Genomic DNA, 12,369 nt, shown 5'->3' with positions numbered 1-12,369 from the left:
CCCTCCACTCGTCCACAGGCGCGGGGCCCCGATCCATCGCCGGGGCGAGTCCACTCTACCCGGCGCGTGTTTCGGGGGTCCGACGCCTAGGCTGTACAGCGTGTTCGAGTGGTTCCGTCGTCGTCGACCGGTCGGTCGCACGCTCCAGCTGCGGTCGCGCGGAGACCTCGGCGACGCGATGCGCGTCGACTTCGCCGAGCTCGCTCCCGAGATCGACACCTTCCTCGGTCAGGCCGCCTACCTGCAGCTCGGCTTCTTCGAGACGCTGAGCGAGCTGATCGCCTCCACTCCCGAGCTCGCCGAGAAGGAGTCGCTCTCGCGGGCGGCCGGCGCGGCACTCATCAAGCACCAGGAGATCGTCGCGCTCATCCGCGAACGGGGCGCCGACCCCACGCAGCTCATGCTGCCCTTCCGCGAGTCGCTGGATGCGTTCCGGCGCAACACGCACGGCGTGCGTCCGCAGGAGACGATGCTGTCGGTCCACATCACCGCGGGCATGCTGGACGACTTCTACCTCGCACTGTCCTCGAGCTACGGCGACACCGGCCGCCGCGTGGCGCGCATCCTCCAGGCCGACGACGATCGCCAGGCCATCGTCGAGATCCTCGGCGCGACGATCGCCAGCGACGAGGAGTGGCGCTGGTTGCTCGCGCTGTGGGGAAGGCGCCTGGTCGGCGACACCCTGCTCGTCGCCCGCGCGGCTCTGGCCCACCCCCGGTTGGACAGCGCAGAGGAGGCGAAGGTCGAGCCGGTGTTCACCGAACTCATGGGCGCTCACGCCCGGCGAATGGATGCCATGGGCCTCGCCGCTTGAGGACGTCGCCTCGTGCGGCGGCGCCGCGGCCGTCGGACCCCGCGGGGCTCCTCGGGAAGCCGGGGTCAGATGCCGCTGCGCGCCCGGAGCTCGGCGTCCGCCTGTCGGCGTACTCGCGAGACGGCCGGGATGAGGACGAGAGTCGTGACCGCGGGCGCGAGGATGGAAACGACCCACGGGACGGGGGAGTCGGATCCGATGCCCGCCCACGTGAGAATCGTCCACGAGACGCCCGCGGCGGCCGCGCCCGCGAACGGGGACAGGGCGACTCCGCGCAACTCCCGGTGAGGCAGCAGGAAGTGCGCGGCGAGACCGACGACCGCGCCGAAGATCAGCGCGAGGAGGATCTGCACGGCCGGTGGCTCAGGCGACGAACCCGACCCGGCGGGCTTCCTCGGTGCCGAGCTCGACGAACGCGAGGTTCGCGGTCGGCACGATGTAGGAGTTGCCCTTCACATCGGTGAAGGTGACGTGGGTGGCGGACTGGTCGAGCGCCGCGGCGATCGACGACTTCACGGCATCCGAGGACTCACCGGTCTCGAAGTTCAGCTCGCGGCCGGTGTTGGTGATGCCGATGCGGATCTCCACGGTGCTCCCTTTCCGCCCGGGCAACTCGGTCCGCCCGGCGCGATGATCCGACTCTACGACACGAGCGGAGGGGGGTTCCCCGCCGGGGACCCGGCTTCGCGGACGGCGAACGGGGCGGGTCGCGGGGCCGGTGTCGGGGGCCGCGGCTAGCGTGGAACACATGCTGGATCCGGATGCCGCCACCCTCGCCCGAGAGGGCGGTCGGGTGCCTGCGACCCATGCGGACTCCGTCCCGCGAGCGCTCGGCGAACCGGGGGCCGCGCGCCCGCTCGCCGAGGCCGAACTCGACGTCGAGCAGCGCGTCGTCGTCGACTGGGCGCCCGAGACGAGCGGCGCGGTCGTCGGTGCCCCCGGTTCGGGGAAGACCTCGACCCTGCTCGCGCGCGTGCGCGCCCTCGTGGCCCGGGGCGTCGACCCCGACCACATCCTCGTACTGACTCCGACGCGACCCGCGGCGACGGCGCTCCGTGACCGGCTCGCCCTCGCGGTCGACCGGGCGACGGCCGGCGCACTCGCGCGCTCGGTGGCATCCTTCGCGTTCCAGATCGTCCGGGGTGCCGAGGTCCGGCGCGGGGCCGAGCCGCCCCAACTGTTGACCGGGGGCGACGAGGACCAGATCATCCGAGAACTCCTCGAGGGCGATGCGCTCGACGAAGCCGAGGGTCGTTCGCGGTGGCCCGAGTGGCTCGGGCCGTCGATCCGAGCCACCCGTGGTTTCCGCGGGGATCTCCGGGCCTTCCTGGCCGAGTGCACCGACCTCGGGCTCGCACCGGACGACCTGTCCGAGCTGGCCGACCGGCACGCGGTTCCCGTCTGGGCGGCGGTCGGGTCGTTCGCGGCCGAATACCGCGCTGTACGCGCCCAGATGCGCGGCGCCCACCGCGATGCCGCCGATCTGGCCCGCGAAGCCGTCGCCGTCATCGACGAGGCGGTGACCGACCGCGAGCTCCTCGGACGCTTCGCCGCGATCCGCTGCATCCTCGTCGACGACGCGCAGGAGCTCACCTCGGGCGCCATCGATCTGCTGAGGGCGTGCCGGGCGCGGGGGATGGGCGTGGTGGCGTTCGGCGACCCGGATGTGGGGTCAGGCGCTTTCCGCGGGGCGACACCCGAGAACTTCGCGCGCCTCGCGGCCGAGCTCGGGACGCTCGCGGCGCTGGGTGAGCCGCACCGCGGGGCCGCCGAGCAGATCGACCTCGTGCGAAGCGTCGCGGCGCGCATCGGCGCCGCGGGCGTGGTCGCCCACCGCCGGCGGCCGGCGGGTGCGGCGCCCGAGGGGTCGGTGCGCACCTTCCTCCTTCGATCGCCCGCCGAGGAAGCTGACGCGATCGCCCGTCTCCTGCGCGAACGGCACGTCCTCGACGGCGTGCCCTGGAGCTCGTGCGCGGTCGTCGCCCACGATTCACGGCAGGTCGCGGCCCTCGAGGCCGAACTCGCCGCACGCGAGGTCCCGGCGCGCGCCAGCGGACCCGGATCCGCACTCGGTGCGCAGCGTCCGGTGCGCGATCTCGTCGCCCTGGTGGAACTCGGCATGCGCGACCCCGAGACCTGGTCGCCGGATGCCGTGCTCGACGCGCTCCTCGGCACGTACGGCGGGTTCGATCCCATCGAGCTCCGACGCCTGCGTGCCGCGCTCCGCCAGGAGGAGCTCGCCGCCGGAGGGTCGCGCTCCGCCGCCGAGCTCCTTACCTCGGGCCTCCGGCATCCGCTGGAGTTCGCCACGATCGACACTCGCGAGGCCCGCCGGGCGACGCGCGTCGGCGAAACGCTCGCGGCGCTGCGGACGCAGTCCGAGCAGCGGGCGACCGCCCACGAGCTCCTCTGGACCGCGTGGGAGCGCAGCGGTCTCTCCCGTCCGTGGCGCGAGGCGTTGCGCGGACATGGGCCGCTCGCGGAGCAGGCCGACCGCGATCTCGACGCGATCGTCGCGCTGTTCCAGGCCGCCAAGCGGTTCACCGAGCGGGAGCCCGACGGCGAGGCCGCCGTCTTCCTCCGGTCGGTCCTCGGCAGCGACGTCGCCGAAGACCGGATCGAGCAGGCCGCCGTCGTCGACACCGTCCGCGTCCTGACGCCGGCCGCCGCGGCGGGAACCGCCTTCGACACCGTCGTCATCGCCGGTGTCCAAGAGGGCGTGTGGCCGAACACACGGCTGCGGGGCGGGCTGCTCGAGACCTGGCGCCTCGCCGACGCCGTCCATTTCCCCGACCTCCCGGCCGCCGGCATGCTCGACCGGCGCCGGGCCGCGATGCACGACGAGCTGCGGCTGTTCGTGCGCGCCCTCTCGCGGGCGCATTCGCGCCTCATCGTCACGGCGGTCGACGACGACGACACCGGGCCGAGCGTGCTCTTCGAGATGCTGCCGGCGCCCGAGTCCGCGGCATCCGTGCCCGAACACCCGCTCTCGCTGCGGGGTCTGGTGGCGCGCCACCGTCGGACGTTGACGTCGCCCCGTTCGCCGGCGCGGGACCGACGCCACGCCGCCGAACAGCTCGCGCTGCTCGCGGCCGCCGACGTGCCCGGCGCCGCACCCGAGCAGTGGTACGGCGTGGCCGCCCCGAGTTCCACGGCGCCGTTGCGCGATCTGGAACGCGAGGACGTGCGGGTGTCGCCGTCCCGACTGCACGCGCTCGAGCAGTGCGAGCTGGACTGGGTCATCGGCGACCTCGGTGGTGATCGCAGCGGCACGACCGCCGGCGTCGGGACGATCATCCACGCTGCGCTCGAGACCGCGGCCGACGGTTCCGAACAGGCGCTGTGGGATGTCGTGGAGCAGCGCTGGGGCGAACTCGTCTTCGACGCCGCCTGGCGCGAACGCGCGGAACGCGTGCGGGCCCGCGAACTCATCCGACGGCTGGCGGTGTATCTGCGCCGCTTCGACGACGCGGGCGGTCGCCTCGTCGGCACCGAGCGCCACTTCGAGGTCCCCATCCCCGTGGCCGACGCGGGGGAGCACGGGGCGATCCTCAGCGGCGACATCGACCGCGTCGAGATCACGCCGCAGGGCGAGGTCGTCATCGTCGACCTCAAGACGGGCAAGAGCGAGCCCCAGACCGATGCGAAGGTCGCCGACAACCCGCAACTCGCGGCGTACCAGCTCGCGTTCTCGTCGGGCGCCATCGAGCAGGTCGCCGGGATGCCTGCCGGGGGAGCGAAGCTGCTCGTGCTGCGTCCGACCGCCGCGACGAAGGACTATGCCGAGCCGCACCAGCCCCCGTTCGACGACGACGCCCGCACGCAGTTCGTCGAGCGGGTGCAACACGCCGTCGGGGTGATGCGCGGGCACCGTTTCGCCGCTCCGTACGAGGTGCACTGCCGCGACGAGTTCTCGTTCGGTCTGTGTCGCATCCACACGGTCTCGGCGGTGAGCGCGTCGTGACCACGCTGCTGTCCGCCGCGACGATCGCGGCCGCGCTCGGCCAGTTCCCGCCGACCCCGGAGCAGACCGCGGTGATCGAGGCCCCGCTCTCGCCCGCCCTCGTCGTCGCGGGTGCGGGAAGCGGCAAGACCGAGACCATGGCCGGACGAGTCGTGTGGCTCGTGGCCAACGGGCTCGTCCGCCGCGACGAAGTGCTGGGCCTGACGTTCACGCGCAAGGCGGCGGGTGAACTCGCCGAACGGATCCACCGACGCCTGCACCGTCTGTCGGAGTTCGAGGCGCGAGGGCTGCTTCCTCGGCTGACCGCCCTGCACGCCGAGGGCCGACTGGATGTCTTCGCCGATCTCGCGCGGGCCGAGGGCGCGCGGGGTGACGCTGAGCGGCGGCGGGTCCTGGACGCGCTGGCCCAGGAGGGCGGGATCGACGGCGACGCCGGACACGACGAGGACCAACTGCTGCACCGCCCCACGGTGTCCACTTACAACAGCTTCGCCGACTCGATCGTGCGGGAGCACGGTCTGCGGATCGGCCGGGATTCCGAGGCGGCCGTGCTGTCGGAATCCGCGGCGTGGCTCCTCATGCGACGCGTCGTGTTCACGTCGGATGACCCGCGGCTGGAGGAGCGCCAGGAGTCCCCGCGCACCCTGATCGACGCGGCGCTCCGCATCGCTCGCGACAGCGTGGACAACCTGGTCGACCTCGAGCGGCTGGCGGCGTTCCCCTCCGACTTCGGCCGCATCGTCGAACGCCCGTCCACCTCCTCGCGCGTCACCGTCTACAAGGACGTCGCGGACGCGGCATCCCGGGTCTCCGCTCTGGGGCTGCTCGCCGAGCTCGCGGGGGCGTACGACCGTGAGAAGGCGCGGCTGGGAGTCATGGACTTCGCCGACCAGGTCGCCGGTGCCCTGCGGATCGTCCGCGAGCACCCGGCCGTGGTCGACGAGCTCCGGTCCCGATACCGCGTGGTCCTGCTCGACGAGTACCAGGACACCTCGGTCGTGCAGACCGATCTGCTCTCGACCCTGTTCGCCGGGACGGGGGTCATGGCGGTCGGCGACCCCCACCAGGCCATCTACGCGTGGCGCGGAGCGAGTGCGGGCAATCTGGGCGGCTTCCCCGCCGCGTTCGCCTCGGAGGGGGGATGCCAGACCTTTTCTTTGCTGACGAGCTGGCGCAACAGCGCGAGCGTGTTGACGGCGGCCAACGCCGTCCTGGCGCCGCTCGCCAGTCGCTCTCCGGTTGCCGTGGAGGAGCTCCTGCCGCGTCCGGGCGCCCCGGCGGGTGTGGTGGAAGCGTTCTTCGAGCGTGACCTGGACAGGGAGGCCGACCGTGTCGCCGCGTGGTTCGCCGGCGTGCGGGCGGCTCGTGCGGCGCAGGATCGTCCCACGACCGGTGCCGTGCTGTTCCGGAGCAAGAAGCACATGGTGCGGTTCGGCGATGCGCTCGGGAGGCGTGGCATCCCGCACCGGATCCTCGGACTCGGGGGACTCCTCACGACCCCGGAGGTCGTCGATGTCGTCTCGGCGCTGCGCGTCATCAGCGATCCCGAGGCGGGATCGGCGCTCATCCGTCTGCTGTCGGGTCCGCGCTGGTCGATCGGCCTCGCGGACCTCCGCGCCCTCGCGCAGCTCGCGCGCCGCCTCGCCACGCACGACGTCGCCCTGCAGCCGCTCGCGCCCGAGGTGGTCGAGCGTCTGCGGTCGACCCCCGGGGCCGACCGGGCGTCCCTCGTGGACGCACTCGACTTCGTCGCCCGTCAGACCGACGGTCACGGGTGGCTCGCCGACCTCACCGACGAGGGGCGCGCGCGTCTCCGCGAGGCGGGCATCGTCTTCGCGGGCCTGCGCCGCAACATCGGTGCGCCGATCCCCGAACTCATCCGCCTCATCGAGACCGAGCTGCGCCTCGACGTCGAACTGGCGGCGAACGAGTCGCGCGGGCCGGCGCGCATCGCCTCCGCGCAGCTGCGCGCATTCGTCGACGAGATCCGCGGCTTCCTCGCCGCCGACGAGTCCGGATCGGTGACGAGCCTCCTCGCCTGGCTCGACCACGCCGAGCAGGCGGACGAGTTCGCGCCGCGCACCGAGCCGCCCGAGGACGACGTGGTCCAGCTCCTCACGATCCACGGGTCCAAGGGCTTGGAGTGGGATGCCGTCGCCGTCGTGCGCCTCGTCACGGACGAGCTGCCGTCGCTCGCCCGCGACACGAAGGGGTGGCTGGGATTCGGCATCCTGCCGTCGGAGTTCCGCGGGGACTCGGCCTGGTTGCCGGCCCTGGGGTGGCGCGGCGCCGAGACCCAGCAGGAGCTGAAGGCGGCCATCGAAGCCTTCGTCGAGGCGAACCGTGCGCGGCAGCTCGACGAGGATCGCCGCCTCGCGTACGTCGCCTTCACCCGCGCCCGCGACTACCTGCTGCTGTCGGGGTCGAGCTGGTCGGGCACGAAACGCCCGCGCACACCGAGCGTGTTCCTGGACGAGGCCACCGCCGCCCTCGGCCTCGACCTCGGCGTCGGCGACCCGGGAGAGGATCCGTACGACGGCGAACGTCGGCTGCTGCACTGGCCGCTCGACCCGCTCGGTGCGCGCCGGACGGCGGTGACCGCCGCGGTCGCCGACGTGACCGCGGCGCGCACGCGTGCTCCGTCGGACCCGGATGCCGACCTGGAGCTTCTGCTGGCCGAACGCGCCGACCGCCTGCGTCCTTCGCACGCTCCCGCCCCCACGCGCATCCCGGCGTCGAAGTTCAAGGACTTCGTCGCGGACTACGGCGGGGCCGTCGAGGAGCTCCGTCGCCCGTTGCCGGAGCGGCCGTACCGCCAGACGCGCCTCGGAACCCTGTTCCACGCGTGGGTCGAGAAGCGGTCCGGCATCGTCGGTTCCGGCTCGGGGCTCGACGATCCCGGCCTCTGGGACGACGAGGACGACGGCGCCTCGGCGGCCGACGCCGAGGAGCTCCACCGGCTGTGCGAGATCTTCGAAAGGTCGGAGTGGGCGGGATTGCAGCCCCTCGAGGTCGAGACCGAGATCGACTTCGTCACGACGCGGCTCGACGGACGTCCGCACGTCGTCATCTGCAAGCTCGATGCCGTCTACCGGCGCGGCGAGCGATTCGAGATCGTCGACTGGAAGACCGGTCGGCCGCCGACGAACGAGGCCGAACGTCGGTCGCGCATGCTCCAGCTCGAGCTGTACCGCGAGGCCTACCACGCCAAGCACGGGGTGCCGTTCGACCTGATCGACGTCACGCTCTTCTACGTCGGGGACGAGATCGTGCTCCGCGGCTGATCAGCTCCCCGCGCGGACGACGCGAGTGGCCGCGGCGGGGCGTCCCCGGCGTTCGAAGGTCCGGTCAGGCTCCGTCGCGGGCGACGCCCCAGCGACGCAGTGCGGCGCGGCTGGCGCGCGCGGCATCCTCTTCGTCGTCGATGTCCTGGTGCCGGTCCGCCGCGTCGAGGGTCTCGCCGGTCGATGCGGACCCGGCGTCTGCCGCGGGGTCGGCGGGTGCGGCGGCGGACGTCTCGCTGGCGCTCGGGGAGACGCCGGCGGGCGTCCACCCCTCGAGGTCGATCGGCGCGGTCGGTCCGGGCTCGTCCGGGAGGTCGCTCACCCCGAACTCCGTCACGGTGCCCTCGGCTTCGCGTGCTTGTGCGTCCGCGAGCGCGGCGGCGGCCGCCTCCCTGTCGCGTTCGGCGGAGAGATACAGCGACAGAGCCTCGGGGTCGTAGGCATCCGTCTGCATCGAGGTGTCCACGACCGAGGCGGCGGTCGGGGGGACTCGCTCGACGAGAGCGAGCGCGTCGTCGATGTCCGACCGGTTCGAGGCGACGATGTGATCGCCCCGCACCCCCTCGGCGAGGGCCTCTAGCAGGGCGACCGCGTCGGCCACCACCTCGGACTCGCCGGCGTCGTGCCCGTGCACGAGCCATTTCGCGAACTCCAGCTCGGCGTAGAGGCGGGCGCGCTCACGCAGGAGCGGGTCGGGTGAACGTTCACCGGAGGCCGCGTAGCCGTCGTAGACGTCGTCGATGGCGGTGGGGGCGGAAGCGAGCCAGCGGAGGTCGACGGCGGGATCGCCGACGCTGAGTCCCGACCAATCCAGGATGCCGCTCACCCGCGGCACCCCGTCGGCGTCGTCGACCAGGAGGATCGACGCGCTGGTGGCACCGCCGAGGACCACGGCGGATTCGAACCGCCACAGGTCGGGCTCGTGGAGCGCACGCCGCCACCTCATCATCAACCCGTCGGGCACCCTGCCCGTCGCGTCGGCACGGTCGAGAAGTCGCGCGACGTCATCGCGCACCTGCTCGGGCGCCCGGACCGGCAGCCCGTCGGTGCGGACGATCGAGACGGGCAGAGCGTGGACGGCCGCGAGCGCGCCGCCGATGGCGGGCGCGTACCCCGGGCCCTTCGGAAGCTCGCCCGGATCGATGCGGTAGCCGTCGACGACGTCCACGACCAGCACGCGGTTCTCACCGGAGCCGTTCTCGCCGATCACCTCGGGGGCGGCGAAGGCCAGCAGCGCACGGACACCGGAGGTCAGCGCGTGCAGGGCGCGGGACTCGGCGGCGAGGTCGGCCGCCGTCTCCTCGCCCGACGGCATCCGCACGACGACCGTGCGCCCGTCGGCGAGCGAGAGGAGCGCGGAGTCGAAGCGCCCGGCCGCGTTCTCGGTGAGCGGAGCTGCGCTCGTCACACCGATACCGGGCAGGGCCGCCGTCGCGGACGCGGCTAGAGTGAGGGGCGAGCGTGCCATGCCCCCAGGGTAGGTCGGTCGCTCGCCCGATCCCCCTCGCCACGCCCTTGAGAGAGGTGTTCGATGCCGCCGTCCGTTCCCGCGGTTCCGGGTTCTTGGCCCGGAGGGGCCCTCGACCGTGCCGGTGCGGAGCGCGACGTCGACGACCTTCTCGGCGCCCTCCGTGCGGCACCCGACACGCGGGTCCTCGCCGTACGGGGCGATGCGGCGCCCGTCGCCGACGAGCGGCTCGTCGTCGTCGGGGTTCCGGCCGTCCTCGCCGCCCGGGAGTGGGCGTTCCTCGGACGGGCGTCCGATGGTGCGGCGCTGCTGTTGGCGGTCGTGGAGGAGGAGTCGGATGCCGAGGCACCGGCGGCGGCCCGGTGGTCGCCGCTCCGCGCGGTCGGCGGTGACCTGCCGGCCGATGAGGCGGAGATCCTCGGCACGGCTGTCGCACTGGCCGGCTGGCTGCGCGACGCGGCCTTCTGCCCCGCGTGCGGAACGCGAACGGTGCTGCGCCAGGCGGGGTGGTCGCGGCACTGCCCGAATTGCGGTCGCGAGCACTTCCCGCGCACCGACCCCGCCGTCATCGTGCTCGTGGCCTCCGCCGACGACCCCGATCGGGTGCTGTTGGGGGCGAACGCGGCGTGGGGTGGCAGCAGGTACTCGTGCTTCGCCGGGTTCGCCGAGGCGGGGGAGTCGCTGGAGGCCACGGTGAGCCGGGAGGTCGAGGAGGAGTCGGGCGTCCGTCTCGAAGCGATCCGGTACCGCGGGTCGCAGGTGTGGCCGTATCCGCGCTCCCTGATGCTCGGCTTCCGCGCACGGGCGATCCGTGACGACGAAGCGCGCGCCGACGGCGAGGAGATCGTCGAGGTGCGGTGGTTCGATCGGGCGGAGATCGGTGCGGCACTGCGCGGTGAGACGGCGGTGCAGCTGCCCGGAACGGCATCCATCGCCCACCGGCTCATCGACGAGTGGTACCGGGGGATCGAATGAGCGTCGATCCGCTGAGCGGGCTCGACGACCATCAACTCGAGGCGGCCCGCGCCTTGCGGGGGCCGGTCTGCGTCCTGGCCGGCGCCGGCACCGGCAAGACCCGGGTGATCACGCGACGCATCGCGCACGGCGTCGACACCGGTGCGTACTCGCCGCAGCGGGTGATGGCGGTGACGTTCACCGCGAAGGCGGCGGGCGAGATGCGCGGTCGACTCCGGGCGCTCGGGGTGACGGGCGTCTCGGCGCGCACGTTCCACGCGGCCGCCCTGGCGCAGGTGAACTTCTTCTGGCCGACGCTCGCGGGGGATCAGGCTCCGAGCATCATCGACAACAAGGTCCGGATGCTCGCCCACGCCGCCGACGGCGTCGGGCTCTCGCCCGACACCGCGACGCTGCGCGACGTCGCCGGTGAGATCGAGTGGCGGAAGGTCACGATGCGGTCGATCGAGCAGTACGCGGCGGAGCGTCCCGGCGGCGTCGGTCGCCTCGGCGTCGATCAGGTCGTGGCGCTGCAGCGCGCCTACGAGAAGCTCAAGGACGAGCGTCGGCAGATGGACTTCGAAGACGTGCTGCTGACCTGCGCGGGCATGATCGAGGCGGAGCCCCGGGTGGCGGCGGCCGTGCGGGAGCAGTACCGGCACTTCACGGTGGACGAGTACCAGGACGTGTCGCCGCTGCAGAACCGCCTGCTCGAACTCTGGCTCGGCGACCGGCGCGACCTCTGCGTTGTCGGCGACGCCAGCCAGACGATCTACTCGTTCACCGGTGCCGACGCGCGGTACCTGCTGGAATTCGACCGCACCCACGAGGACGCGCGCGTCGTGCGGCTCGAGCGCAACTACCGATCCACGGCCGCCGTGCTCGCCGTTGCGAACGACCTCATGCGCGGCCGCCCGGGCGCCCTGGAACTCGTCGCCGCGGAACCGCAGGACGCGCCGGTGCCCACGGTGCGCGCGTTCGACGACGAGGAGGCCGAGGCGGAGGGGGTCGCCGCGGCGATCGCCGCAGCCGTCCGCGGCGGCACCGATCCGCGCGACATCGCCGTGCTCTACCGTTCGCACGCGCAGTCGGCGGTCCTGCTGAGCGCCCTGGCGAAGCAGTCGCTGGCGGCCACCGTGCTCGGCGGCCGGAAGTTCTTCGACCTCCCCGAGGTGCGCCAGGCGCTCATGGCTCTGCGAGCGGCATCGGTCGCGCCTCTGGACACCGGTTTCCTCGCCACCGTCCGCGACGTACTGCGCAGCATCGGGCTCACCGACGAGCCCCCCGCGGCGGGCGGAGCGCTCCGCGACGCGTGGGAGGCGCGCGCGGCGCTGCTGCGGTTGGCCGAGGAGGCGCCCGAAGGGACGGACCTGCGCTCGTTCACCGACGACCTGCAGGCTCGCGCGAAGGATCAGCACGAGCCGGCGACCCGGACGGTGACGCTCGCGACGCTCCACGCGGCCAAGGGCCTCGAATGGGATCACGTCCACCTCGTCGGGGTCAGCGAGGGTCTGCTGCCGATCTCCTACGCGCAGACCTTCGAGGCCGTCGACGAAGAACGCCGTCTGGCCTACGTCGGCGTCACGCGGGCCGCGCGAACGCTGTCGGTGAGCTGGTCGCGCGGGCGAGGACGATCGGAGCGGACACCGTCGCGGTTCCTTCGAGAGATCGGCAGCGGCAGTCTGCGCTCGGCCGATGCGTTCGCCAATCCCGCTGGAGCGAGTCGACGCGCAGGTGCAGCGAGCGCGTCACGGGGTCGATCCGACCGCTGAGCAGATGGCGTGCGGCGCGGGCCGCCTCGGCCGCGAGGGCCACGTCGATCGCGGGTCTCGGGCGCGCGAGGAGCTGCGCGGCGACGAGGGGCCAGGAGGGGTCGTCCTGTCGG

8 protein-coding genes are annotated in these 12,369 nt (G+C 73.0%); 5 read left to right on the top strand and 3 right to left on the bottom strand.

Annotated features, from left to right (window positions below):
• The first annotated feature begins 100 nt into the window (after positions 1-100).
• On the top strand, positions 101-814 hold the full coding sequence (locus tag CSIV_RS12790; RefSeq protein ID WP_077051770.1) for a ferritin-like fold-containing protein: 714 nt from the start codon (positions 101-103) through the stop codon (positions 812-814).
• Between the two features lie 65 nt (positions 815-879).
• Here the strand turns inward: CSIV_RS12790 and CSIV_RS12785 are convergent, their stop codons facing one another.
• Positions 880-1,167 carry a hypothetical protein gene (locus CSIV_RS12785; protein WP_077051769.1) on the bottom strand — a complete coding sequence of 96 codons (288 nt, stop codon included), beginning with the start codon at positions 1,165-1,167 and terminating at the stop codon, positions 880-882.
• 10 nt (positions 1,168-1,177) lie between these two features.
• A complete protein-coding gene (locus CSIV_RS12780; protein WP_077051768.1) occupies positions 1,178-1,402 on the bottom strand; it encodes a DUF3107 domain-containing protein in 225 nt (74 codons plus the stop codon).
• Positions 1,403-1,562: 160 nt separating this feature from the next.
• Here CSIV_RS12780 and CSIV_RS12775 point away from each other — a divergent pair, with 160 nt between their 5' ends.
• Both CSIV_RS12775 and CSIV_RS12770 read left to right on the top strand, forming a co-directional pair.
• On the top strand, positions 1,563-4,778 hold the full coding sequence (locus tag CSIV_RS12775) for an ATP-dependent helicase (protein WP_083735131.1): 3,216 nt from the start codon (positions 1,563-1,565) through the stop codon (positions 4,776-4,778).
• Entirely contained in the window at positions 4,775-8,062 is a 3,288-nt protein-coding gene (locus CSIV_RS12770; protein ID WP_077052651.1) for an ATP-dependent DNA helicase, read from the top strand. Before CSIV_RS12775 ends, CSIV_RS12770 begins: the two co-directional genes overlap by 4 nt.
• A gap of 64 nt (positions 8,063-8,126) precedes the next feature.
• Here the strand turns inward: CSIV_RS12770 and CSIV_RS12765 are convergent, their stop codons facing one another.
• The gene (locus CSIV_RS12765; protein ID WP_077051766.1) at positions 8,127-9,530 is read right to left on the bottom strand and encodes a phosphotransferase; all 1,404 of its coding nucleotides are present in this window, start codon (positions 9,528-9,530) and stop codon (positions 8,127-8,129) included.
• A gap of 63 nt (positions 9,531-9,593) precedes the next feature.
• Here CSIV_RS12765 and nudC point away from each other — a divergent pair, with 63 nt between their 5' ends.
• Together nudC and CSIV_RS12755 are read left to right on the top strand one after the other, a co-directional pair.
• Positions 9,594-10,505 (top strand): NAD(+) diphosphatase, encoded by a 912-nt coding sequence (nudC, locus tag CSIV_RS12760; RefSeq protein ID WP_077051765.1) that lies wholly within the window; start codon positions 9,594-9,596, stop codon positions 10,503-10,505.
• Entirely contained in the window at positions 10,502-12,256 is a 1,755-nt protein-coding gene (locus CSIV_RS12755) for an ATP-dependent helicase (protein ID WP_077051764.1), read from the top strand. Before nudC ends, CSIV_RS12755 begins: the two co-directional genes overlap by 4 nt.
• Positions 12,257-12,369 lie beyond the last annotated feature (113 nt).

Origin of the sequence: Microbacterium sp. CSI-V, assembly GCF_001984105.1 — a bacterium.
GTDB lineage: Bacteria > Actinomycetota > Actinomycetes > Actinomycetales > Microbacteriaceae > Microbacterium.
The sequence above is the reverse complement of the archived record's forward strand: the minus strand, read 5'-3'. Positions and strand labels throughout refer to the sequence as shown.

Coding starts and splice junctions, on each gene's coding strand:
- CSIV_RS12775 (WP_083735131.1), top strand. CDS start 1,563: ATGCTGGATCCGGATGCCGCCACCCTCGCCCGAGAGGGCGGTCGGGTG.
- CSIV_RS12765 (WP_077051766.1), bottom strand. CDS start 9,530: ATGGCACGCTCGCCCCTCACTCTAGCCGCGTCCGCGACGGCGGCCCTG.
- nudC (WP_077051765.1), top strand. CDS start 9,594: ATGCCGCCGTCCGTTCCCGCGGTTCCGGGTTCTTGGCCCGGAGGGGCC.
- CSIV_RS12755 (WP_077051764.1), top strand. CDS start 10,502: ATGAGCGTCGATCCGCTGAGCGGGCTCGACGACCATCAACTCGAGGCG.